Annotated in this window: 28 protein-coding genes; 20 read left to right on the plus strand and 8 right to left on the minus strand. The window is 55.0% G+C overall.

The annotated features are described in order from the left end of the window. The first annotated feature begins 44 nt into the window (after nucleotides 1-44). From AC2Q8J_RS10900 to AC2Q8J_RS10945, 10 genes are all read left to right on the plus strand, one after another. Nucleotides 45-1,427, plus strand: coding sequence for an aldehyde dehydrogenase family protein (locus tag AC2Q8J_RS10900; protein WP_486451267.1), 1,383 nt, complete (start codon nucleotides 45-47; stop codon nucleotides 1,425-1,427). Next, entirely contained in the window at nucleotides 1,424-2,683 is a 1,260-nt protein-coding gene (locus AC2Q8J_RS10905) for a cytochrome P450 (protein ID WP_486451268.1), read from the plus strand. Before AC2Q8J_RS10900 ends, AC2Q8J_RS10905 begins: the two co-directional genes overlap by 4 nt. Next, complete coding sequence (locus AC2Q8J_RS10910; protein WP_486451269.1) at nucleotides 2,680-3,510, plus strand: enoyl-CoA hydratase-related protein; 831 nt, start codon at nucleotides 2,680-2,682, stop codon at nucleotides 3,508-3,510. Before AC2Q8J_RS10905 ends, AC2Q8J_RS10910 begins: the two co-directional genes overlap by 4 nt. Next, entirely contained in the window at nucleotides 3,510-3,812 is a 303-nt protein-coding gene (locus AC2Q8J_RS10915; protein ID WP_374972525.1) for a 2Fe-2S iron-sulfur cluster-binding protein, read from the plus strand. The genes AC2Q8J_RS10910 and AC2Q8J_RS10915 overlap by 1 nt, the downstream gene beginning before the upstream one ends. 10 nt (nucleotides 3,813-3,822) lie before the next feature. Continuing rightward, the gene (locus AC2Q8J_RS10920) at nucleotides 3,823-4,218 is read left to right on the plus strand and encodes a nuclear transport factor 2 family protein (RefSeq protein WP_486451270.1); all 396 of its coding nucleotides are present in this window, start codon (nucleotides 3,823-3,825) and stop codon (nucleotides 4,216-4,218) included. Next, on the plus strand, nucleotides 4,208-4,588 hold the full coding sequence (locus AC2Q8J_RS10925; RefSeq protein ID WP_027874956.1) for a hypothetical protein: 381 nt from the start codon (nucleotides 4,208-4,210) through the stop codon (nucleotides 4,586-4,588). Before AC2Q8J_RS10920 ends, AC2Q8J_RS10925 begins: the two co-directional genes overlap by 11 nt. A 56-nt stretch (nucleotides 4,589-4,644) precedes the next feature. Further along, nucleotides 4,645-7,011, plus strand: coding sequence for a TonB-dependent receptor (locus AC2Q8J_RS10930; protein WP_486451271.1), 2,367 nt, complete (start codon nucleotides 4,645-4,647; stop codon nucleotides 7,009-7,011). A gap of 95 nt (nucleotides 7,012-7,106) precedes the next feature. After that, nucleotides 7,107-7,532, plus strand: coding sequence for a hypothetical protein (locus AC2Q8J_RS10935; protein WP_486451272.1), 426 nt, complete (start codon nucleotides 7,107-7,109; stop codon nucleotides 7,530-7,532). Nucleotides 7,533-7,681: 149 nt separating this feature from the next. After that, nucleotides 7,682-8,071: a hypothetical protein gene (locus AC2Q8J_RS10940; protein ID WP_486451273.1), complete on the plus strand. Its 390-nt coding sequence runs from the start codon at nucleotides 7,682-7,684 to the stop codon at nucleotides 8,069-8,071. Between the two features lie 22 nt (nucleotides 8,072-8,093). Then, nucleotides 8,094-8,483, plus strand: coding sequence for a SirB2 family protein (locus tag AC2Q8J_RS10945; protein WP_486451274.1), 390 nt, complete (start codon nucleotides 8,094-8,096; stop codon nucleotides 8,481-8,483). An 8-nt stretch (nucleotides 8,484-8,491) separates the two neighbouring features. On the opposite strand, the gene AC2Q8J_RS10950 is transcribed toward AC2Q8J_RS10945, so the two are convergent. Further along, nucleotides 8,492-9,313 (minus strand): ATP-grasp domain-containing protein, encoded by an 822-nt coding sequence (locus AC2Q8J_RS10950; RefSeq protein ID WP_486451275.1) that lies wholly within the window; start codon nucleotides 9,311-9,313, stop codon nucleotides 8,492-8,494. 105 nt (nucleotides 9,314-9,418) lie between these two features. Between AC2Q8J_RS10950 and AC2Q8J_RS10955 the strand changes: the two genes are divergently transcribed. The 3 genes from AC2Q8J_RS10955 to AC2Q8J_RS10965 all read left to right on the plus strand — a co-directional run bounded on the left by AC2Q8J_RS10955 (nucleotide 9,419) and on the right by AC2Q8J_RS10965 (nucleotide 11,512). After that, the gene (locus AC2Q8J_RS10955) at nucleotides 9,419-9,847 is read left to right on the plus strand and encodes a hypothetical protein (protein ID WP_486451276.1); all 429 of its coding nucleotides are present in this window, start codon (nucleotides 9,419-9,421) and stop codon (nucleotides 9,845-9,847) included. 99 nt (nucleotides 9,848-9,946) lie between these two features. Further along, entirely contained in the window at nucleotides 9,947-10,543 is a 597-nt protein-coding gene (locus AC2Q8J_RS10960) for a pentapeptide repeat-containing protein (protein WP_286839400.1), read from the plus strand. A gap of 426 nt (nucleotides 10,544-10,969) precedes the next feature. Further along, nucleotides 10,970-11,512 carry a porin family protein gene (locus tag AC2Q8J_RS10965; protein ID WP_486451277.1) on the plus strand — a complete coding sequence of 181 codons (543 nt, stop codon included), beginning with the start codon at nucleotides 10,970-10,972 and terminating at the stop codon, nucleotides 11,510-11,512. Nucleotides 11,513-11,535: 23 nt separating this feature from the next. On the opposite strand, the gene AC2Q8J_RS10970 is transcribed toward AC2Q8J_RS10965, so the two are convergent. Further along, nucleotides 11,536-12,195 (minus strand): sterol desaturase family protein, encoded by a 660-nt coding sequence (locus tag AC2Q8J_RS10970; protein ID WP_486451278.1) that lies wholly within the window; start codon nucleotides 12,193-12,195, stop codon nucleotides 11,536-11,538. 37 nt (nucleotides 12,196-12,232) lie between these two features. Here AC2Q8J_RS10970 and AC2Q8J_RS10975 point away from each other — a divergent pair, with 37 nt between their 5' ends. The 3 genes from AC2Q8J_RS10975 to AC2Q8J_RS10985 are packed head-to-tail and all read left to right on the plus strand — an operon-like array spanning nucleotide 12,233 to nucleotide 14,285. Continuing rightward, complete coding sequence (locus tag AC2Q8J_RS10975) at nucleotides 12,233-12,397, plus strand: hypothetical protein (protein ID WP_486451279.1); 165 nt, start codon at nucleotides 12,233-12,235, stop codon at nucleotides 12,395-12,397. Further along, entirely contained in the window at nucleotides 12,378-13,829 is a 1,452-nt protein-coding gene (locus AC2Q8J_RS10980; RefSeq protein WP_286839407.1) for an SLC13 family permease, read from the plus strand. The genes AC2Q8J_RS10975 and AC2Q8J_RS10980 overlap by 20 nt, the downstream gene beginning before the upstream one ends. 48 nt (nucleotides 13,830-13,877) lie before the next feature. After that, nucleotides 13,878-14,285, plus strand: a complete 408-nt coding sequence (locus AC2Q8J_RS10985; RefSeq protein WP_204994977.1) for an MAPEG family protein — start codon at nucleotides 13,878-13,880, stop codon at nucleotides 14,283-14,285. A gap of 7 nt (nucleotides 14,286-14,292) precedes the next feature. Here the strand turns inward: AC2Q8J_RS10985 and AC2Q8J_RS10990 are convergent, their stop codons facing one another. Continuing rightward, a complete protein-coding gene (locus AC2Q8J_RS10990) occupies nucleotides 14,293-15,126 on the minus strand; it encodes an enoyl-CoA hydratase/isomerase family protein (protein ID WP_486451280.1) in 834 nt (277 codons plus the stop codon). 23 nt (nucleotides 15,127-15,149) lie between these two features. Beyond that, nucleotides 15,150-15,911, minus strand: a complete 762-nt coding sequence (locus tag AC2Q8J_RS10995) for an SDR family NAD(P)-dependent oxidoreductase (protein WP_286695379.1) — start codon at nucleotides 15,909-15,911, stop codon at nucleotides 15,150-15,152. Between the two features lie 180 nt (nucleotides 15,912-16,091). Here AC2Q8J_RS10995 and AC2Q8J_RS11000 point away from each other — a divergent pair, with 180 nt between their 5' ends. Further along, nucleotides 16,092-16,523, plus strand: a complete 432-nt coding sequence (locus AC2Q8J_RS11000) for a hypothetical protein (RefSeq protein WP_486451281.1) — start codon at nucleotides 16,092-16,094, stop codon at nucleotides 16,521-16,523. Between the two features lie 24 nt (nucleotides 16,524-16,547). Then, nucleotides 16,548-16,967: a GFA family protein gene (locus AC2Q8J_RS11005; protein ID WP_486451282.1), complete on the plus strand. Its 420-nt coding sequence runs from the start codon at nucleotides 16,548-16,550 to the stop codon at nucleotides 16,965-16,967. A gap of 55 nt (nucleotides 16,968-17,022) precedes the next feature. On the opposite strand, the gene AC2Q8J_RS11010 is transcribed toward AC2Q8J_RS11005, so the two are convergent. After that, a complete protein-coding gene (locus AC2Q8J_RS11010) occupies nucleotides 17,023-19,041 on the minus strand; it encodes a TonB-dependent copper receptor (protein WP_486451283.1) in 2,019 nt (672 codons plus the stop codon). A gap of 195 nt (nucleotides 19,042-19,236) precedes the next feature. Here AC2Q8J_RS11010 and AC2Q8J_RS11015 point away from each other — a divergent pair, with 195 nt between their 5' ends. Continuing rightward, nucleotides 19,237-19,398 carry a hypothetical protein gene (locus AC2Q8J_RS11015; protein WP_204994982.1) on the plus strand — a complete coding sequence of 54 codons (162 nt, stop codon included), beginning with the start codon at nucleotides 19,237-19,239 and terminating at the stop codon, nucleotides 19,396-19,398. A 119-nt stretch (nucleotides 19,399-19,517) separates the two neighbouring features. Next, a complete protein-coding gene (locus AC2Q8J_RS11020; protein WP_204994983.1) occupies nucleotides 19,518-19,943 on the plus strand; it encodes a hypothetical protein in 426 nt (141 codons plus the stop codon). Nucleotides 19,944-19,990: 47 nt separating this feature from the next. Here the strand turns inward: AC2Q8J_RS11020 and AC2Q8J_RS11025 are convergent, their stop codons facing one another. From AC2Q8J_RS11025 to AC2Q8J_RS11035, 3 genes are read right to left on the minus strand one after another with little or no spacing between them, the layout of a single operon-like run. Further along, the gene (locus AC2Q8J_RS11025) at nucleotides 19,991-21,019 is read right to left on the minus strand and encodes a hypothetical protein (RefSeq protein WP_486451284.1); all 1,029 of its coding nucleotides are present in this window, start codon (nucleotides 21,017-21,019) and stop codon (nucleotides 19,991-19,993) included. A gap of 14 nt (nucleotides 21,020-21,033) precedes the next feature. Beyond that, entirely contained in the window at nucleotides 21,034-21,456 is a 423-nt protein-coding gene (locus AC2Q8J_RS11030; protein WP_486451285.1) for a hypothetical protein, read from the minus strand. Nucleotides 21,457-21,462: 6 nt separating this feature from the next. Further along, a complete protein-coding gene (locus tag AC2Q8J_RS11035) occupies nucleotides 21,463-23,214 on the minus strand; it encodes a hypothetical protein (protein WP_486451286.1) in 1,752 nt (583 codons plus the stop codon). Between the last annotated feature and the right edge of the window lie 85 nt (nucleotides 23,215-23,299).

The following is a 23,299-nucleotide window of genomic DNA, read 5'->3' on the forward strand; positions in this document are numbered from 1 at the left end:
TATCGCCCCAACAATAACAAACAGAGACGGATATTCAGGTGGATATGTCTTCGCTTAACCAGGCTTTCGCTGGCCTGCGCGAAGGGGCCTTGGCTTTGCCACACCCCTGCGCCGCACAACGCCGAGATCGTTTGCGTCGCCTAAAGCAGCTTTTGTTAGAGAACGAGACCCGCTTTTGCGAGGCCTTGTCGGAAGACTTTGGCTATCGCTCAGCAGACCAGACGCGCTTTGCCGATATCACCACAACCATCAAGTCGGTGAATCATGCGCTGGATAACCTTGGTTTTTGGATGCAGCCACAGCGTCGCGCGGCGGATTTGAGCTTGCGCATGGGCGGTGGCCGCGCACGCGTTCACTTTCAGCCCAAGGGCGTGGTGGGCATTGTTAGCCCCTGGAATTTTCCGGTGAACCTGGCGCTGTCGCCACTGGTGAGCGCATTGGACGCGGGCAACGTTGCCTTTATCAAGCCCTCGGAGCTCACCCCGCGCTGCGCTGATGTACTGCGCGAAGGGGTTGAGAAATGGTTTTCGCCCCAGGAAGTCAATGTCGCCTGCGGCGATGCCGAGCTGGCCCGCGCCTTCGTTAACCTGCCTTTTAATCACTTGATCTACACCGGCGGCGAACGCATTGCCAAATCGATAATGCGCGATGCATCCGAAAAGCTAACGCCACTTACCTTGGAGCTGGGCGGTAAGTCACCGGTGATAGCCGGGCGCGGCACCAACTTGAGTGAGCTCGCGGAAAAACTCATCTTCGGTAAGTTTTTCAATGCCGGGCAGGTGTGCATTGCCCCCGACTATCTGATGATCACCGAGGAGCAATTGCCGCGCCTTATTGCCGAGCTGCGCCGCGCGCTGGACGCGATGGACAGTAATACCGGCCGCGATGCTGTGCAGGTGATCAACGACAACCACCGCCAGCGCCTGCAGCGGCTTTGCGAAGATGCCGAGTTCTACGGCGGCAGCGTTCACCATCTGGCGGTAGATGGCTCCCCCTATGCGCTGACCCTGGTGGTAAACCCCGGCGAAGATGCGCTGATCCAGCGTGAGGAAATTTTTGGCCCCGTGCTGTTGGTGAATACCCACGACGACTTTAGCGACATGGTAGATGACCTTCGGCATCGGGAATCGCCCCTGGTGTCTTACTACTTTGGCCGCAGCAACGATGAGTTTACCCAGTTGCGCGAATCGACCCGCTCCGGCGCGCTGGTAAAAAACGATGTGGTGTTTCAGTACGCCAACGACGATCTGCCATTTGGCGGTGTCGGCAACTCCGGAATGGGGCGTTACCGGGGCATTGACGGTTTCCGCGAATTCTCCCATGCGCGCGCAGAGTTCCACGCGCCAATTCTCGACGTGGCTGCAATGGTGACACCGCCATTTACCGGCCTTTTCTCAACAATAAATAAGATGATGAGGTGGCTATGAGCGCTATCACTGCAGCGCCGCAAAATGCGGCCGACATTCTCGACAATATGTTGTCGCCTGAATGTATCCAAAACCCCTATCCGGTTTACAAGCAACTTCGCGAGCTGGGCTTGGTATATGGTTTGCGAGACTTCCCTCCCGGCACGGTACCGGGTGTGGATACACCGTTTCCGGCCTGGGTGGTGACCCGCTATAACGACGTCGATTTTGTATTGAAAAACGCCGACCTGTTTTCATCAGAAGACCCAATGCAGGCAAACTCCAGCGCCCCGAGCTTGATGCTGGTGAATCACGACCGACCACGCCATACCTCATTGCGTAATCTGGCCAAGGCGGCCTTTACGCCGAAACGCATTCACGACGATATCGTCGATCGTCTGCGCGACGATGTCGCCGGAATCATTGGCGGTATTCAGGGCAAAGAAGTCGACTATATGGAAGCGGTCGCCGGTGTCATTCCCGCACTGGTTATGACCTATCTGTTCGGCTTGCCGAGAGAAGACTACAAAAAGCTCGTCAACTGGGCCAACGCCTTTATGGTGTCGTCAGACTTTACCCCCGAGCAGCGTCTGGCCTGTAACGAAGAGTTGCTCCACTACTTTGTGAATAAGGTCGAACTGCGCGACCGCGCGATCGCCAACGGTGAAGAGGTGCCGGATGATTTGATGTCGGCCTTTATTCGCGCCGAGTGTGATGGCGATGTGCTGACCAAAGACGAAGTGGTGTTGTTCTGCATTACGCTGGTTGTGGCCGGTGCAGAAACCACTACCTACTTCCTCGGCAACCTGATGGGCGTGCTGCTGGAAGACAAGTCATGGTTCGACAAGCTCAAGCAGGATCGCAGCTTAATTCGTCCGTTTATGGAGGAATGCCTGCGTCGCGATGGCCCGCCGCAGCGTCTGTTCCGCGTGGTGAAAGAAGACTGCGAAATTGCCGGGCAGCCAATTAAGGCCGGTGAGTGGATCGCTTTCTTTATGGCCGCGGCCAACCACGATGAAAGCATGTTCCCCGAGCCTGAAAAATTCATTATCAACCGCCCCAATATTTCCCGTCACCTGACCTTTGGTCGCGGTATTCACCACTGCCTGGGTGCGCCGCTGGCACGGGTAGAGGGCGAAATTCTGCTTAACACACTGCTGGATACCTGCGCGGGCATTGGTGGCTCATTGGATGACTCTCGCCGTCAGTCCGGCGGTTTATTGGCCTACGGATTCGCTTCATTACCTGTGCGCTTGCTCACGGAGGCCGAGGCATGAGCGACTGGCAGAATTTTTCCCTGAGCACTGAGGGCGGTCTCTACCGCCTCACGCTGGATACCCAGTGCAAGGGCAATGCCTATAACCGCTTGTTCTGGCAGGAACTTGACGCCTTGTTGTGTGAGCTCAAGCAAGATCGCGACTGCCGAGTGCTGGTACTCAATGCCGAGGGCCGCCATTTTGGCGGCGGTATGAATGTGGATTACCTCGCCGAGCTCAACGTGAGCAAAGGCGATGATCCCGCCCGCTACAACCATTGGGTACGAGAAAAAGTGCTTTATTTGCAGGCGGTTATCAGCCGTCTCGAAGCGCTGCCGATGCCGGTTATTGGTGTGGCGCGCGGCGCTTGTATTGGTGGCTCGCTGGCGATATTTGCGGCCTGCGATCTGCGCCTGGCCGACAGCAGCGCGTTCTTCTCTATCCATGAAACCAACATCGGCATTATGTGCGACCTGGGCACTATCCAGCGCCTGACCTACCTCTGTGGTGAATCGGCATCGGCGCGCCTATCGCTGACCGGCGAACGTATCGACGCTGCCGAAGCCAAGCAATTGCAATTGCTGAGTGCCGCACCTAGCGCCCCCGAGGAATTGGACGCCACCGCGCAGGCAATGGCACAGCGTTTATTAAACCTGTCGCCGCTGGCCTTGAGTGGTGTGAAGCGCACCTTGATAGAAGGTCGCGATATGCACTTCTCGTCATCGCTGGCGATGTCCGCCACCTGGAATGCCGGTATGTACACCAGCAGTGAAATTAGCGAAGCCATTGATGCCCAGCGTCAACGCCAGCCAATGCGCTATCGCCCGCTGTACGGAGAAGTTGAGTAATGAGAGTAGAAGTAAAAGATCGCCAGCAGCAGAGCGCCGAATACCTGGTGGAAGATTTTCAGGAGTTGTTTGACGAGCTGTCATCGCAAATGAAGATCGACGCCCTGTGTGGCGGCTGTTGTTCCTGTGCCACCTGCCACGTGTATGTCGATAAGCCAGACGCTGTTGCGCCCGTGCAGGACGCCGAACAAGAAGTATTGGAAGGCCTGATTCACTACCGTGAAAACAGCCGACTACTGTGCCAGCTGGAAGCGGCGCAAGACATTAACGAGCTCAATATTGAAATCGCCCCCGCTGAATAAGGAGATAATAATGAATAATCTTGAGGTCACCCAGGAAATCTTTGCGCGCTTTGGCGCTCACGATGTCGACGGCATTGTCGAGTTGCTGCACGAGCAGTGCATCATCGATTTCTACGGCCCGGAAGTGATTCCCTATGCCGGTCACTACGAGGGTTTGGCTGAGTGTCGCGGCTTCTTCGATACGGTGCTGTCGTCGGTGGATATTCATGTGTTCGACGCCGACCAGTTTATCTGTGAAGGGGATCACGTTGTCGTGGTGGGTAAGCTGCGTTTAACCACCAAGCGCGACGGTCGCGAGATAAAATCTCCCTTCGTTCACGTTATTCATTTGCAGGACGGCAAGTGGAAACACTTCCGCGACTTTATGAATACGGCGGTTGCTCAGGAGGCATTTCGTGAGCTTTGAAAACCGCCATCGCCTGGTTTACCACGCTGACTTAGGTCTGTTCCTTGTGCTTGCTGCGCCATGGGTGAACGCGCAGCTACTGACGCTGATATTTTCCTTCGGTAATACCGAGGTCTATCAGGGTAATTCGGCACTGGCAATCAATGCTTTTGTTGGTTTGATGGGCGTACTGGGATTTGGATTAAGTTATTTGCGCCTGAGCATAGACGATAGTCGCGTCGTCGTTGCTCGCAGTGCACTGGTTAAGGCACTGGCAGCCATGTGGCTGTTCTACGCCTATGCGTGTGGACTGTCGCCGCTGTTTCTTGTGTTGGCGTTGATGGATGCAGGCGCACTGCTGTTACTGCTAAGTAGTTTGCGCCGGCGTTAGCACCGGTTCGAATTGCAAAATAACTAACGATAAAAAATAACTAGGGTGAATGAAAAATGAAACAACAGCCCAGAAAACTGGCCTTGTCGCTGTTGGTCGCCGCGGTTACCGCCGCGCAATCAACACAGGCTGCTGAAGGTAATACAACGCGTGGTAGTCGCCTGTTGGAAGAAGTCATGGTGACGGCGCAAAAGCGTGAAGAAGATTCGCAAGACATTCCTATTATGATCAGCGCCTTCGGCGCGGATAAACTCGATGCTTTCGGTATAGAAGCTACTGCCGATCTGCAAAAAATCACTCCGGGACTGACCTTTACCTACGCCTATGGCTACACGGTTATTTACCTGCGCGGTGTGGGGACGGACGCCTTTCTACCCAACGCCGACCCGAGTATTGCTACCTATATAGACGGTATTAACATTGGCCCCAGTCAGGGTAAGCAAGACACCCTCGGCGCCGTTCAGCGGGTAGAGGTACTTAAGGGGCCGCAGGGCACCCTGTTTGGTCGCAACGCGACGGGTGGTGCGATCAGCATCGTGACTGAAGATCCGCCGGAGGAGTTTGTCGGCACCCTGAAAACGGAGTTCGGTAACTACAATGCCGAGTCCTACCAGTTATATATGGGTATGCCGATTACCGACAATATCGGTGCCACGGTATCGCTGTTTAAAAGCCATCAGGACCTCTACGGCCGCAACGAAGTGTTCGGTGAGCCGGGACCAATGCGCGACGAGTTCGCCGAAGGCGCGCGGGTAAAAATTCGCTGGGATATCAGCGACACCTTTAACGCCACCCTGATCGGTTCCTACGGTAACCAGTTCACCAGTAACTCACTGTCGCAGGAAAATACGCGGCCATCGCCCGTGTTGTTGGCCGGTGTTGAGCCCGACGAGCGCGACCGTGTTTGGCACAACAACAAGCTCGGTGGTAACTCCACCATGAACGAGCTTTACGGCGGTATTTTTGAGTGGTTGCCGGGCCCGGTTGATGTGAAGTTCATCTACTCTGAAAACTACGCCGATGTTGATGAGGCGCACTACGACCTGGACTCCACCGAAAAGTCGGAGGCCTACTTCTATAGCGCGGACCAGTTCAACAATCAGAAGACCTACGAATTGCAGGTGCTTTCTAACGAAGATACCTGGTTGTCCGAGCATGTTGAATGGGTGGCGGGCTTGTACCGTTTGGAAGGCGAGGGCGGTTTTGGCAGCTTGTACCTAACGCTTAACCCGCTCGGCTTAGCGACTAACCTGGTGGGCTTGCCACTGCCTGATCTACTCGAGCCAATCCTCGGCCCCATTATCAACCAAAGCCCGGATGTGGTGCTGGGTAATGGCGGTATCCTGACCACCGAGTCCAACTCGGCCTATATGCAGGCGACGTGGTTTACCACCAGCTGGCTGAACCTGACTGCCGGTGTGCGCTACCAGGAAGAGACTCGCGGTATAACCAATAGCTATCTCGATGTCGTGAACCCGCTGGTGGGTAACCCCCCCAACGAGTACTACAAGTCGGGTGATCAGTCGCAGAATATTCGCCTGGCGGATTTCAGCGCGCCCGATCTGGAAGAAAAAACCTTGTCGCCCCGTTTGGCTGTGCAGCTTTTCCCCACTGAAAATCTGCAAATTTTCGCCTCGGCGCAGCGCGGCTATAAGAGCCCGACTTACAATATCGTTAACTTCTTCACCAACCCCAACCCGGTGGAGCGCGAAGAAGTTACCGCCTTTGAACTCGGCTTTAAGTCCGACCTGCTCGATGGCGCACTGCGTTTGAACGGCGCAGTGTTTAAAACGAAAACAGAGGGACTGCTGACCGCCTTGGTGGCCATTCCTTCGGGCGGTATTGTAAGTTTCCGCAACGCCGGAACCGCTGAGATTGAAGGTGCAGAAGTCGACTTCCAGTGGCAGCCAATGCCTAACTGGAATGAAGGGCTGGTAATCACCGGCGGCGCGACCTACCTGGATGCGTACTACACCGAGTACAAAGACGGTGCGGGTTTCGACGACGACACCGGCTTGTACTTCGGCCCCGACAGTCTGCTAGGGGATACCTCGCGCGACTTCTCGGGTAACCGCATTGTGCGCACACCGCGTTTGACCTCCAGCTTGTCGTTGAACCAGTTCATTCACGCTGGCGACTGGGGTGCCTTTGAAGTGGGCGTGGATTACTACTTCAACAGCGGCTTTAACACCACCGCGCAAAACTCTCCCCACTACGAGCAGGATCAGTACGAGCTGTGGGATGCGCGTCTGTCTTATTTCTACGACCCACTGGGCATTCAAATCACCAGCTTTGTTCGCAATGCCAAAGACAAAGAATATGCCCAAGCCATTATTCAACAGGACTTTGGTCGCACCGAAACACTGGCGCCACCCAAAACCTATGGCGTGAAACTGAAGTGGGACTTCGACACCTTGTTCTAAGCATGTTGTAGGGCGTGTGCCCAACTAGCGTTTTGCCGGGATCCCTGCTTGCACATCCCGGATTTTTCCACCATCCAATAACAAGAGGAATCGCTATGAAAACGTTAATTACTCACCTTGCGGGTTTGCTCGCTGGCGCGACATTGTGTGTAGCCAGCGCATCGGCGCAAGCGCAGCAGGGCCTGTTGGCGATCTTGCCGATCGGTGGCGGAGCGCCGTCGCTGTCTGCACTCGATCCGGTAATTATGCCGCTGACCGATGCCGGCGTGCTGCCACGCGGTTTGCAGAACATGGACCTGTTAATCGGTGTGGGCATGGAAGTGCTCACTAATGAAAACGGCCCTATGGATACGCTGGGCGGCCTTGGCGGCCCCATCACTGCCCAGTTTGTGCCAGTGTTGGATGTGCTGATGACTGACCCCGGCAATACACCCAACTATTTGTTCTTTGAGGGCGGCACCATCATTGGCCCCAATCTCGCTATTCCGTTTGATATTCCCTTGGTTAACGCGCCGCTGTAAGCGGCGATAACCACCCCTCCACTCCAGTGTGACCTTTGCCAGCGCTGACCCCGCTGGCCTTTTTTTGCCTGCTATTTTCTCCGTCACGCCTATTGAGGCGCTGTGCGTTCTGCGTTTCACTAAGCGCAGCACGGTGTCGGGGTGGGCAAATGATCATTGCGCGAAAAACAGCTTACTTGATTGCTACGGGCACTCTGATTGCTGCGGCTGCGCTTTACCTGGGGCGCGGCGCCGATACCTCTCCCAGTGCGGTAACGCCCACTCCAACAGGCCAACAACGCAGTGAGAAAAGCGTACGTCACCAGGCGTTGGTGCAAAGCCCCAGGGGGGATGCCAGCCAAACAACTGAGGGTTTGACCGACATGCAGCGCCGAGCCCAGCAGCGCGAGCAGGCATTCACGGCGGCGTTTACGGCGTGGTATCAACCACCCGCCGAGTGCGAAGACATCCAGTCGGACGCGCAAATGCTGAAATGCGCCAGCGATAAATTGGCCGCCAAGCGCCGTTTCCGCCAACACTATGAGGCCGCGGAGCCCTAGGCTGCGTGGAAGGCAAGTTAATATGGATTACTCATTGATCAAGGCGCTACACATCAGCGCGGCGTTGAGCAGCTTTGCATTCTTTTTGCTGCGCGCCACGTGGTCACTGCGTGCCTCGCCTATGATGCAGCGGCGGTGGGTGCGGGTGTTGCCCCATGTGCTCGACACCGGCCTGTTGGTGCTGGGTGTCAGCCTGATGATTATGCTCAGTGCCTGGCCGCAGCAAACGCCCTGGCTGGCGGCAAAGCTCTCTGCCTTACTGCTGTACATCGTACTGGGTAGTGTTGCGATAAAGCGCGGTCGCAGCGCTGCGCAAAAGGCGGTTTTCGCTGCGTTGGCGGCGCTGGTCTTTCTCTATATGCTCAGCGTGGCCTTTAGCCATAACCCACTGGGCTTCCTGGCGCTGCGCTAGTAGCGCTTTTATGCCACGCGTTGCAGCCGTCGCGGCGGCCTGCTGGGATAGTTGGGGCCGGTGGGTTCGGAGTGCTCCAGCAGATAGGCCTGCACCGCATCGCGTACCGCGCGTCCGCCACCCTCAACACCGTGATGCCCAAACAGCCGATTAAACTCCAATACATAGGGGTGACTGCCGACCATGGCAATATCGAACCCTGCGTGATTGATATCCAGGCTGCGCGCTAAGTGCAGGGCGAGCTGAGTGGCCGCCTCGGGAACGGCGCCGTGGTCGCACAAGCCGCCCTTGGCGACATTGTTGTAAAAGCCCTGTTCAGATTGCAGACGCCAGTACGCCGAGAGCACCTTGTCGCCGATCACTACCACGCGAATGTCGCGGTCGATCGGCAGGTACTCCTGAACGTAGATCACGTCGCTGCGTTGCAGGTAGCGCTCCCAATCGGCGCGATCGCCGATCAGCCATACCCCGTCGCCCTGAGAGGCCTTGGGTAACTTGGCGACAAAGGGCAGCAACATGTCGTGCCATACCCGCTTCGCGTTTTCGGGGGTGTTCGCCAGGATAAGCGTTTGTGGGCAATGCCCGGGGGCGACAATTTCAAAGGCGCGCGTCATCTCAATTTTATTGTGGCCGAGCCGATAACTGGCCTCGCTGGGGAAAACCCGCGCGTTCAGGCCATAAACCAGTGCATTGAGCTGCCAGTACTCCGGGTAAAGCACCCAGTCGGCATTGCTTATATCTTCGCGACAACGAAAAATATCGTCGGGCTTGAGGACTTGTGTATCGGCGAATCCGAGGCTGCGAAACACATCGAAAGAGATCCAGGCCATGGTATAACACACGCAATTGAACGGCGGGTTTTTACGGTGAAATGTCAGGTCCGTCAATAGTAGTAAAACGGAATTTTTAGCAGTTTTTTCAAGGAGTGATCGGCAGTGAAACAATGGTTATTCAAAGGGGGGATTGTCGTCACCGGGATGGCGTTGCTGTGGATGTTTCGCGTGGCAATTATCGAGCAATCTGGTCAGCGCATGATGAATAACGTCCAGCAGTTACAAACGCAAAATCTGGAGCGCATCGCCGCGCACCAGGCGGCCCAGCAAGCGCAGCGGGACGCCGAGCAACAGCGCATTCTCCAGCGAAAAGCGGCGGCGCGGGCAAAGGCAGAGCGGCAGGCGAAATTGGAGCGGGCTTTCGAGCAGCAGTACACGGCGCCGGGCGGCTGCCATAACTGGCAATCCGATCGGCACATGGTTGAGTGCGTTAATCACCGCATGCGCGCCAGGCGGGCATTTTACGAGGCGCAAGATAAGCGCCTGCCGCCAACGCAACGTGACGGGGCGAGCGTGCGCAGCGCCGGCTGACGGCGAGCACGATATACCGCCGCCTAAGCCGTTTGTGCCTTGCGACGCTCCGGGTAGCAGGGCAGCATAACGAACCACTCTCACCGGACGAGCGCCGCAATGACCGCCTTTACCGACAGCAGCTACTACTCACAGACCTTCTCAGAGCTTGAGATGCAGGATCAATGCATCGAGGGGGTGGAGTTTGAGGGCTGTCACTTCAAACAGTGCAATTTCTCTCAGGCCAGTTTTCAGCGCTGCAATTTTGTCGACTGCGAATTTGAACAGTGCGACCTCAACTTACTGGACCTTGGCTACAGCAAATTTTCAGACAGCCTGTTTCGCGACTGCAAAATGCGCGGCGTGGATTGGTCGAAAGTTTCCTGGCCACGGGTATTGTTTGCCGCGCCGGTGCAGTTCTTTCAGTGCCTGTTGGACGACGCCTCGTTTTACGGCCTGCAATTACCGGAATTGATCGTGGAAGACTGCCGGGCCTGTCGCGCAGATTTTCGTGAGGCAGATCTGAGTCAGGCCAGTTTTCAACGCAGCGATTTAAGCGGTGCGCAGTTTTCAAAAACCGTTCTTGAGCGCGCAGATTTTCGCGACGCACAGAATTATCACATTGATATTTTTCACAATCGCATTAGCGGCGCAAAATTTAGTCGCTACGAAGCGCTTAGCCTGCTCGACAGTTTAGATATTGAGCTGAGTGACTAGGGCACCTCTGACTAATTGAGTTACGCCTGTTGCGGCTAAAAATTCGCCAACCCAGGAATGAGAAGAGAAGTTTGGAATAACCAGGCGTCGCTTCCTTCGCCCTGCTGGAGGCAAGGATGACCTCGGGCAGGTGCATCTCAATTAGTGTTAGCAGGCCCTGGGTTTTATCGCTAAAAACACGGGTTTTTACCGCATTGATTCACGGCCTCAATACTAATTATTGCTGCGCTGAATGCGTAAAATGTATGTATGATCGCGACATAAATAATGCGGTAGAATTTGTCCGTTTTCCCTTGCGATCCGCTTTTTCAATCTATATCGTGCCCGACAAATTTGCTGTCGATAGGTGATGCGCGGTGTATTTCACGCCTTGCATAAACTATCGAACAGCGTGTTCATTCCCCGGCGATGTAGAAGGAAAACACCATGCGTAACACATTCTCTGCTTTGGTTCTGGCAAGCGGTATTGCTGCAGCGTGCCCAGCGCTTGCTGAAGAAGACCGTTATTTTGGCGCCGCAGCGGGACAGTTCACCGTGACCGAGAGCGGTGAAGAAGCGGAACCGGCGTTTGCCTTTTTGCGCTATGGCATGGAGTTTAACGACTACCTGGCGGCCGAGTTCCACGCGGGTATGGGGCTGGGCGATGACAGCGTCAATATCGAGGGAATGGCAGTGGAAACTGAGCTCAAGCAACTGCTCGGCGCCTACCTGAAAGTGGGTTACCCCGTAACAGAAAGCATTTATCCCTATGTATTGCTCGGCGCGTCGCACACTAAGTTTAATGCCTCAGTGGCGCAGCGCCTCGGCCGAGTCACGGTTAGTGAAAAGCGCGACAGTGTTTCCTACGGCCTGGGCGTCGCGTTTGAAGTGAGCGACCTGCTGGCGATTACCGTTGAGCAAACCCGCTACACCGATAAAGACGAGCTGGAAATGGACGGCTTGAGCATCGGTTTTAGCCGCAACTTCTAACGCAAGGCGGGCGTCTTGCCCGCTTACTGCCGCGTTTTCAGCAGGTAGTCAAAAATCGGCAGGGTGATGTTGAAATTGCACGCGGCCATTTTATCGCGCTGATGATGAACGCGGTGGCTGTGTCGCAGTAAGCGCCAGCCAGGAATACAGGCAAATACCCGTTCGGCCGCCGCGCCCTCGGGAATGTGATAGCTAAAGTGCAGCACCTCGTACAGCAGGTAGCCGCCGATCGCGGCGATCACATAGAGGTAGGCGATGTTCGGGCTGGCGATCTGGTTCAACACCAGCGCGCCGGGTATTGCCAAGCCGACAATAAACGCCACGATCAAATAGCTGGGAAACAGCACCACGCGCCAGTCCCGCGAGTTGGCGTAGTCCATATCATCGTGCAGAAAAAAGCTGTGATGATCGCCGGTGTGGCGTTTGTAAAATAATCCGCCCAGTCGGGTTTTGCGGTGCCCCAGCCAGCGATGGGCGTAGTACTCGGCAAAGTTCACCACTATTAAGGTAATCGGCAGCGCCAGGTACTCGGCAGGGGAGGGCTGCTCGGTTTGCATAACGGCGTAGGCGATCACGGCTAACCCCATCGCCGCCACAATAAACATGTGCAGCCAGCCGGAATAGTAGGGGCTGATGTCGCGGCGGTAGCGCTCTCTAAACGCCAGCATGGCATCGCGTTGCATGGTGTCTCCTCCTGTAAAGCTGCCCAGAGCATAGCTATTGAAGTGGGTCTTGGGTAGTGGCTTACGAGAGTTGTTTGAAGCACCGATTTTCAATCTTGAGCGTGGCGCGGGCCGGGCGGTAGTGGAAATGGCGGCAGGCCGTTACTATAAGCGCTACATATTTATCGCCATGGACCCTGCCAGTGCCGAGCCAACCCGCTGATACCCCGTCGCCTGCCAGCACCCTGCGCCGCGTTGCGCTGCTGCTCGGCCCTGGCTTGCTGGTTGGTGCGATGCTGCTGCCTGCACCGGCGGGTATGAGCGATACCGCCTGGCTGTGTGCGGCGCTGGCGTTGTGGATGGCGCTTTGGTGGGGCACCGAGGCCATTGCCATTCCCGCTACGGCGCTGCTGCCGCTGCTGTTCGCACCCATCATCGGTCTGTCGCCCCTCAAGGCGGTGGCGGCCGCCTATGCCCACCCGATTGTGTTTCTGTTTATGGGCGGCTTTATGCTCGGCCTGGCCATGCAGCGCTGGCAGTTGCACCGGCGTTTGGCGCTGACCATATTGTGCCGCGTGGGCGCGGAGCCGCGTCGGCAAATTGCCGGCTTTATGGTCGCTACCGCCTTTCTAAGTATGTGGGTAAGTAATACTGCCACCTCGGTAATGATGCTGCCGATAGCGATGTCGGTAATTGGTCTGTTGCCTGAGTCCCTGGGCGCCGCAAGGCGCAATTACGCTATCGCGTTGCTGTTAGCCATTGCCTACAGCGCCAGTATTGGAGGCATGGCTACCCTGATTGGCACGCCTCCCAATGCTCTGCTCGCCGCCTACTTACAAAGCAGTCACGGCATTGAGGTGGGATTTGCCCAGTGGATGGGCTTGGCGCTGCCGCTGTCGCTTGCAATGTTAGTGATCTGCTGGCGGCTATTATGTCGCCGCGACTTTAGCGGCGTTGCCGACTACAGCAATGCCGACATCAGCCGCCAAGCGCTGAGGGAAATGGGGCCGATCACCACTGCCGAGCGCCGCGTGGCCATTGTTTTTTGCGTGGCCGCTGCGGCGTGGATCGGCCGTCCCTTTGCCGAGCAACTGTTGCCGGGCTTAAGTGATACCGGCATTGCACTGGCGGCGGCGCTGAGTTTGTTTGTGATTCGCTCCGGTGTGCCGGGCAGCGCACTACTGGACTGGAAAACCACCGAAAAGCTGCCCTGGGGTGTGCTGCTGTTGTTCGGTGGCGGGCTTGCGCTGGCAGCGCTGATTGGCAGCTCGGGGCTGGCCGAGTGGATCGCCAGCCGTTTTGAACAACTGGCGGCGCTGCCACTGGCGCTCATATTACTGTTGATCGTGAGCGTAATGATCTTCCTCACCGAGCTAACCAGTAACACCGCCACCACGGCGGCGTTTTTGCCACTGCTCGGTGCGCTGGCGGTGGCTCAGGGGATATCGCCCCTGCTGTTTTGCTGCGCGGCGGCGTTGGCGGCCTCCTGCGCGTTTATGATGCCGGTGGCGACACCGCCCAATGCCGTGATCTTTGGCAGCGGCGAGCTGGAAATTCGCGATATGATGCGCGCCGGTTTCGCCCTGAATCTGCTGGGTATTGCGCTGGTGTCACTGTGTAGTTACGGTGTCATCACGCTGCTATGGCTGGCTTAGGAAAGCGCTTATTACGCGCACACTAACAACAACGATAACGAGGTAAACATGAATATTCCGATGATCTGCATCGCGGTACTGGGGCTGCTGTGTTTTGTGCTGGGTTTAAACGTCAGTATTGCGCGCACCAAGGCCAAGCGCGGTAGCGGCTGCCCAGACGACCCGAAAGACCCACTGCACAAGGCCATTCGCGCCCACGCCAACACGGTTGAATACGCGCCGGCGCTAATGGTGTTGATCTACATTGCCAGCCAGGCACAAATGGCCCTGTGGGTGATGTGGACCATGGTGGCCGTTACCGCCTGCCGCGTGCTGTTTGTGCTGGGCATTCTCACCACGCGCACCATGGCGCGCCCCAACCCCATGCGGTTTATCGGCGCACTCGGCACTTATGCGGGCGGTATAGCGCTGGCGGTTGAGGTGCTGTTTCAGGCGATGGGCTGGCGGGTAATGTAAGCCTGCCCTAGTCATCAAAGCGCGGCGGCCGTTTCTCAAAAAAGGCCGCTGCTGCCTCTTCAACATCCCCGCTTAAACCGTTCAAAATCTGATTGCGATTCTCCAGTTGCAACGCCTGCTGCAGTGACTGGGCGTTGAGGTTTTCCCACATTGCCTGCTTGGTCGAAATCACGCCATAGGGGCTGAATTCAGTGAGCGAGCGCGCCAGTGCTCGGGCGTCTTCGGCCAGTGCGTCATCGCTGGTCAGGCGGGTGACTAAGCCCCATTGCTCGGCGCGCTCGGCATCGACCACACGGGCGGTCAGCATCATGTCGTGGGCGCGACTGGCACCGATCAAACGCGGCAGGGTATAGCTCACACCAAAGTCGCAACCGGAAACCCCCAGACGAATAAACTGGCTGCAAAAGCGCGCCGAGCTTGCCGCTATGCGCAGGTCGCAGGCCAGTGCCAGTGCCAGTCCGCCACCGTAGGCGTGTCCGTGCACGGCGGCAATAATCGGCTGCTGAATGCGGCGCATCAGCAGCGCAATATCGGCCATGTATTCCTGGGCGCGCATACCGGCGCGGCTTCCGGCTTTGATCTCGCCAATGGTGTCGCGCAGGCTGTCCGGGTTGTTTTGGTCGAGTAAATCCAGGCCCGCGCAAAAGGACTTGCCCGCGCCGCTGAGAATAATCACTCGCACGCGGTTGTCCTGATCAAGCAGGTGCAAAGCGGCCTTTAATTCGCGCATCAGTTCCCAGCTCAGCGCATTGCGGGACTGCGGGCGGTGCAGTTGCAGCTCGACAACCTGGCCTTCCAGCGGCGTGATGCGCAGGCAGTTAAAGTCGGGGTAGTTGCTCATCGTGCTAATCCTTTTACGCTGCCTTACAGCACCATAAAGCCGCCGTCGGCGACGACAGTGCTGCCCGTGGTGTAGCGCCCCAGGTCGCTGGCCAAATACAGTACCGGACCGAGAATTTCGTCCGCGTCGGCAATACGTTTTTGTAAATTGCTTTGCAGGGTGGCCTCTTCAAAGCCCGGTACCTGGAAGCTGTTTTTCACCATGTCGGTCAGGTAGGTGCCGGGGGCCAGCGCGTTAACGCGAATGTTCTTATCGGCCCACTCGGCGGCCATCACTTTTGTCATGGCATTCAGTGCGGCTTTTGTGGTGGCGTAAAAGCCCATCAGTGCCGAGGGCTTTAAACCACTAACAGAGATGACATTGATAATGCTGCCACCGCCGCTTTTTGCCATATGGGGCGCCAGCCGCGAGGCCAAATACCAAGGCCCCTTCAGGTTCACGTCCACCATTTTGTCGAACATGGCGGGTTCCAGTGCCGAGAGTTCGCCAAAGGCGGGGTTAATGCCAGCGTTATTGATCAAAATATCCACCTTGCCCATCGCCTCCAGTGCTTGGCTGATTAAGGCGTCGAGGCTGGCGCAGTCGCCAGCGTGGGCAGCAATGGCCACGGCGCGGCGGCCGCAGGCGCGCACTTCCTCGCACACGGCTTCGCAGGCCTCCAGCTTGCGACTGGCCACAATAATATCGGCGCCGGCTTTCGCCAGGCCAAGGCTCATGGCGCGTCCCAGGCCGCGACTGCCGCCGGTAATTAACGCGACTTTGCCGCTGAGGTCGATGTTGTGCATGGTGATGGCTCCCTGTTTTTATCGTTAGTGGGCTGGGACCATAGTAGGTGGCAAAGTGGCGGCCCGCCAATGGCAGAGTCGGCCAAGCTGTTAGCCACACTACCGACCGTGCTATAAACCTTGGCAGTGCCACTACCTTCAGTTTCGGGCAGCGCCAAACTGCCGCCAAAGGATGTATTCATGTCTGCACCGTTATACGACGAGATTCACTGCCTCACCCTCAATCTGCTGCGCGCCGCGGAGGGCAACGACCGCAAGGGCGAGGCCAAAGCCTTTCAGGCCTTAAAGGCGCTGTGCGCAGACAATGCCGACACCGAGGCCGACCACCCCCTGCAATGGGAGGCCCTGGGCGATTTTTCCAACAACGTGGAGCAGGCCATTACCGCCTACGAAACCGGCTTAGCCTGCGCTGAGCGCGCGGGCCTGGATGAATATGTCGCCTCATTAAATTTCGCCCTGGCAGAAGTGTTTGCCGAGCAGCAAGACCTGGCGCGGGCGTTAACGCATGCCCAGCGGGCCAGTGAGCTGAGCGAACAGCTCGATGACGGCAAGTTTACCGAGGCGGTTAGCGAGCTGGTGGCGCAACTGGAGCAGGCGACAAGCGAGCAGTGAAACTACCCCAAAAAGGAGAGTGTGATGACCAGTGAAACGCAGCAACACGGCAGTTGTTTATGTGGCAAGGTGTCGGTTTTTGCCACCCCGTCCTCTATGCATATCGATGCCTGCCACTGCGACATGTGTCGCCAGTGGGGCGGCGGTCCGCTATTGGCCGTGGAGTGTGATGGCGAGGTGCGGTTCAGCGGCGAGGAATATATTAGCCGTTATCAGTCTTCTGAGTGGGCCGAGCGCGCCTTTTGCAGCCAGTGCGGCACCCACCTGTTTTATCGATTAACGGCCGACAATCATTACGCTCTGCCGGTGGGTTTGTTTGGCGATGTGGACTGGCAATTTAGCAAGCAGATCTTCATCGACCAAAAACCAACGTACTACGCGTTTGCCAATGCCACCGAGAAGTTGACCGGCGAAGAAGTATTTGCCGCCTACGCTGCTAAGTAGCGTTGCTCCGGCGGCAAAAAAAGCACCCGCGGCGCAATGCCAGCGGGTGAAGGGCTTAGAATTGATAGCGCGCCTTGATCCAGTACTGGCGCCCGGGTTCGTTCACGCGAACGGCCGTTGGGTCGAAGGGGTCAGATGAGGCGGTGTTAACGTGGTAGGCGTAATTCTTATCCGCCACGTTTTCCACACCGGCTTCCAGCGATAGCGCGTCAGTCACTTCCCAGTTCCCGTAGATATTCACCACACCAAAACCGGCAGTTTCTTCCGGTACATCGTTGTCGACATCAATGCGGTTTTGACGATCGGCAACAATCCACTGAACGCCCACCGACCAGCCATCGCGCTGATAATCAACATGGGTGGTGGCTTGCAGCGGCGAGATAGTCGCCAGGTCGCCGTTGTCGCCTTCACCCTCGGTATAGGCAATACCCACCCGCGCAGATACGCCGCCAAACAGTGGTTTGTCCGCCTCCAATTCCACGCCGCGCAACTGGGCGTTGGTGTTGCGGTACAGGGTGGCGGTGCCGCGATTGTAGCGCTCGATGTAGTCGGTCACTTCGTCCCAGTACACCGTGGCCGACCAGTGGCTGTCGCCCTGGCGAGACAGCAAGGTCAGGTCTAGCTGCTGGTGAATTTCCGGGTCGATATTGGGGTTGCCCACCCAGCTCTTGCCCATGGCGCTGCGGGCAATAAAGTTCTCGCTGGCATCCGGGTGGCGAACCGAGCGGCTAAGGTTGGTGCTAAACAAGGTGCTTTCGCTCAGCTTGCGGTCCCAGCCCAATACCAAGCCCAGGTCATTGGTAGTGGCCTTGTTGCTGCGCGTGCCGTAGTTAGCCTGATAAAGGTTGGCGGGGGTGGCCGCGCCCATCATGCCGGCGGGTTTTTCGCTGGAGGTAGCCTCTGAGCGGAATTGGTCATAGCGCACGCCTACACGCAGCTCATCCACCGCGTTCAGCTCGTAGTCCAGTTCGGCAAACAGGCCCGTTAGGCGCTGCTCAATATCGGGCCACATGCGAGACACCAGCATATCGAAGCTACCGTCTTTGCCGGCATCCATAAACAGGTCGGCACGGCGGTCATTGGCGCGGTGGTCGATACCCACTCGCCATTCGCTGTTGTCGCCATTTAGCGTGGCCATAAAACGGCCGCCCCAGGTGTCCGATGAACTTGGCGCTGCCATGCCGTTCGGCATCGCATTGCGCGGGCGTAGCGTGTAATTGTCCATCAAGTGCGTAACATCGCTGCGATACAGATTCAGCGACAGCGCATCTACCGGGCCAATCGAGGCGTTGTAATGCCACTTAAAGCGGCTGGTGGTGGAATCGGCATAGGGCGCATCCATGCCGTTCCCGGCATAGAACAGGTCTTCCTCGTTGGCCACCTCATGAGAGGCTTCAAGATAGTGGTTGCCGATATCGCCACCTACAATCACGCCGAAGCTGTTGGAGTCGAAGGCCGACGACACGGTGTTGCCGTCACCATCATCGTAGTTGTCCGATTCAATGTTCTCGCTGAATACGCGAACAAAGCCGCGGTCATTGCCTGCGGCAAAATCCACCGCAGCGCTGCGCAGGTCGGAGTTGCCGGTGTAGCCAAGGCGAACATTGCCGCGATAACCGCTTTCATCAAATTCCGGGCGTTGGTGTTCAAACAATAGCGTGCCGCCGCTGCCGCCAGCGCCGTAAATCACCGAGCGATTACCCTTAATCACAGAAACCTGATCAAAACTGTCAAAGCCGACATAAGTGGTGGGTGGATCCATGCGGCCGGGGCAGGCGCCGTAGTTAAACGCGCCATCGGAAATAATATTCAAACGGTTCTGGCTCTGGCCGCGAATAATTGGCTCAAAGCCGCGACCGCCACGCCGTGTGGCACTCATGCCCGTTACCGAACGCAGCAACTCACCGGCGTCGTGCACCGGCTTGGTGAGCGGCGCATCGCTAAAAATCTGATCCGCTGTTGGGTCCAGGTCGCGCTCAGCCGTCACCTCAACCAATTCAATGGCCAAGTCATGGTTGGCCAACCCCAGTGCGGGCGCCATCGCGAACGCCGTCAGTAAAAATTGCTTCTTCACAGAAAAATCGCCTAATTATAGATGTCGGCAATAGTCTAATGACTGACTCAACGCCTGAGGATGTGACATGGTGTCGCACCAAACCCGCGGCAAAACACCGACGTCGGCAATTAAATTCACAAATAAAAGAACGCTTGGCGGTTAGCGCACCGTTAATTCGCCGGTTCCAGGCCGCCAAAGAGTGTGGAATACTCAATGCAGCATGAGTACCTGATTATGGCGCTGCAGGCCGCAGCAAAACGCTACCGCGTACTTCAGAATGGAGTCAATAGTGACTACGGCATGGATGTGAAGCCCTCCTTAAAGTATACCCCACAGCAAGCCCGCACCTGGCGTGTTTCGCCATTGTTATCGTGAAACGCTTTTTTTTAAGCCTGTCTTCTTAGTCGATAATAATATTACGTGACAGCAGGTAGCATTTGATCCGATGACTCATACTGGTGTAAAAACTCAAAGCAGGTGCAAAGGATTAGACAATGATTTTGAAAGCTTGGCTGCTAAACGGGTTATTTCACAGTGCCCCAGGTTACTTGTCGATTGAGGGTGACGAGATTGCATTCTCACTCATCGACACAGGGACGTTTGGTAAGAAGAAGCTCGACTTGATGGTGGATAAAGAGGGCGCTTTTGAGGAGATCTCCGAGGGTCAAAATATCGAAGTGTTTCGCACTCAGCGGTCAAATGCCAATTTCCACTCGCCGTGGTATATGTTTATGGGTGGTGGCGTGTTGAAGCTTCCTAATGGGACACACAAATTGTCATTCATGCAACCTCAGAATACGAAGTTTCCTTATCAGCGTTTAGGTATTATTCGAGAGAGTGATATCACCGACTTTAAGGACGGGCGGGAGCTAGGAAAACGGTTTAACGCGTATATTAATAATAAAAATAAAACTTGGTAAATCGATAAAGAAATCCCCACTCAATTAAGGCTTACTAAAGCAGTGCGCTACACCAGATATAGAATATTTTTGTCATTTTGGTAACTAACCGCGTAAATCATATCCAAATGAGCAGGCTTGTATAGAGTAATAGCATCCGACGCTGACAAGGCGTTGTAGATTTCTTCAGTCACGTCCCACCGCCCCTCAGCCGTCAAAAGTCGAAATTTAGTTTTTGCCAGATTCGATGTTGTAGCGAATTTGTCTTTTACCCTCGTTCTAATTTCCACTTTGCCAAGATCAGTATTCGTAAACCGTCGGTAAAGATTGTAGGCTGAGAAAAGACCTAAAGCCTTGTATAGCAGAACAATGGCCAAAGGAAATGAAAAAAGGATCAAATTGGTCGTAAAGATAGGGAAAAACAGAACCAGCATGGCGATAAAGAAATAAAGCTTCTTTCGCCATTGTTTGAAGAAAAGCTTCTTAACTATTGATCGTTCAGTAGGAGAAATATGTAATTCTCGTTTCTTCCGCGAAGAACTAACCTTTCGAGATTCAGGAGCTTCTTCAGTTCGCTCATGAATGTGAGCATTTAAAATCTCAAAATTCAGAATCAGCTTTTTCTTGGGGCTGATATGTAATGAAATTTCGTCCCCTACGGACGCTTGATGATATTCTTTAGGCGTTACCTTTAGCTCTTCGCCATTAATTGACAAATAGTGTGTAATGGTTGTTCTGGTTCGGCTTCCCCCGTTACCTGCGCGATTTGGGGAGCGATGATTTCCTGTTCTGGAGGTATGCTTGTTGACACGCTTATTGGTTACCACCCCTGTGTAACAGTGTTTGATCCCGTCTCTGAGCTCGATGTGGTTTTGCCGGGCGATGCTTGTAATAACAGCAAAAAAAATCACAGCGAAAAAACCAAAAATGACCATTGGAATGGCGCTGTTATGGGTAGAAGAAACAATCGAGGTAAAAATCACATAGAAGATCGCTCCGGCAAAGAGTGAAAAACCGCCAATCAACCAATATTGATTTTGTATGCGCTTTCTATCCTGGGGTGATAAGCGTTTTATATCGTATTTAGCCGTTTTCATGTTCTTCCCATAAATTAGCTAATAGTGTTTCTAATTTGCAGTTGTCGCACTCGACGCCACTCTCGTGCCGCCCCCATTGACGTGCCCACAGGAAATACAGAAATAGCAATTAAAAAATAATTGAAAGCGCCACTCCTGAATCCCTCAAATAACGCGATTGCCAACAGCTGAAGAAACCCAATTATCCCTAAGACCCAAAAGGCAGTGATGGTTCGGCTGATAAACGGTGTGACACGCTGCGTAGTCGAGCTTTGAAACACGAACAGCCACCTCAGCAGAGCTGCGGCCAAATAAGCCAGCGCCACAGCCAGGCAGGGATAAATAAACGTCGACAGCGGATCTTGCTGCGTCACCAAGCCAAATAGCAGCGTTATTGCACCCCAAAGCCACACGACACGAGGCATCCACCACTCAGAGTGTACGATCCATTTCGTCATGGCGAACTATCGCTTTGAGGTAAAGCAGGTTTCTGTGCCGTCATAATTGTTGTAACAGTCCCGTCGGTAGCCGTTGTAACTGTTGTTGCGGTTATTGATCTGACCTTGCTTAATCATCGCATCACCCCAGGCATTCAATGCATCGCCAAAGCTCTGTGAGCTGTTACGATTGGACGGGTGGGCGGCTTGAAAAGCCTGTTGTTTACGCCACTCTTCTTGTGCTGCCCTATAAGCGCGTTCACGCTCTTCTTCTCTACGGCGCTTCGATTCAGCAATTTTTGCCTCGTAGGCCCTCTTGCGAGCCAGGCTATCTGCACGGGACTTTAGCGCATTCTGGTAGACCGTTTGAATCGCGGTAAATCTGTCATCCCATCCGTATCGATTTGGTCCATATGCCGTTGCCAGTTTCGCTTTATAACCCGTATCTACCACCATGCGGCTTCCTATCCATGGCGATAGCGAGTGCCATTTTCCGGGATAGGCGCTAGCCTTTGGTGTCACACCATCGGCTTCGTAGGCGGTATAGAATTGAATAAAATAGGATTGCCAAATATCGCTATTTGACTTGTACTCCCGCGCTCCTTCTTCTCTCTGATAATCAAAATCAGCCAGCATGACGTAGTCAGCCTCCGAGGCTAAGATACTGATCGGAGAAGATTCGCTATTGTTTTTGACTTGACCGCGCGTAGCCAGCCCGGCAATTTTGTAACTGAAGCCAGTGGGTGTTTTGTACACTAGCAACCAGTCTTTATATTTTTTCTGCCGCTCATTAAAGCCCCAGTAATTGTCATAAAGCGGCGTCATACCCACAAAGTTTTTAGGGCCCTTCACGGGTTCTCCCTGTTCATCCAGTGGTACATACAACGTGTGATCGGGCAGATCCGTTTGCAGAGGAAGGCGTCCGACTGCCTGCATCAGATAATTAGTGAATTTCTTTCTGTCTAAGTCATAGATCGACTCAATAATATCGATCTTCGGATAATAGCCGAGAAAGTCTCCCATAGGTCCCCAGCGGACGGAGGCCTCATTCCCGGTTTTAGGGTCAATCGCTTTGGCAAAGATCAAGCCGGATTCATTTTGTGTATAGAAGGTCAGCTTTGCCTGAGAGAAGATAATATTGTCGTAAGTCGCGACCACTCTTCCATCTGGCCCCAGTTGCTCAAACTTGACAGTATTCTCACCTACACTCGTAGTGCCCCTGGCAATAAAGACCCTTACCGGGCTCTGCATGGAGTAGCCACCCATGGTGTAGTAAGTTCTACCCTTTCCCAGTGGCTCTTTGAGCTTTTTGAGTTTGTTATCAATTTCCACAAGGTAGTATTCATCGTTCCAATGACAGTCGATGTCCTTGTAGGGCTGGGCGATTGCAAATTTATCCGATATTGGAATGATGAGTTGGTAAGCGGCAGGCTCTACCGGAGAGGCACCATTTGCTTCGATTAGCCCCCATGGGTGTTTCCTTCCCCAGTCTTTTTTGCATTTACTCTCCGGGATTCTCTCGCGTTTGCCTCCAAACTTTTTGGAGATCTTTTTCATGTCCTTATAGGTAGGCGAACTCCTCACAAACCCCATCACCATCGTGCCAGAGCCATCGGCCTTCATGACTAGCCAGCGCTCTCCGGCTTCGCGACAGAGCTCAGGCTGACTTTCCAGCGGGATACACTTTCCTCCGGTCATCGACCGTATCGGCCCACCTGCGTGGGCCGTCAAAAGAGGTAGCGAGAGAAGCAATAACACACTAATAAGATGACTTTTCATTCGGATTCCTTACCGCAATACATAATTTTTATTCCATTCATAAATGATGAAGACATTTGAAAAATATCCGCAACACCTTTTGTAC

The sequence above is a fragment of the Spongiibacter sp. C9W genome (assembly GCF_057370015.1).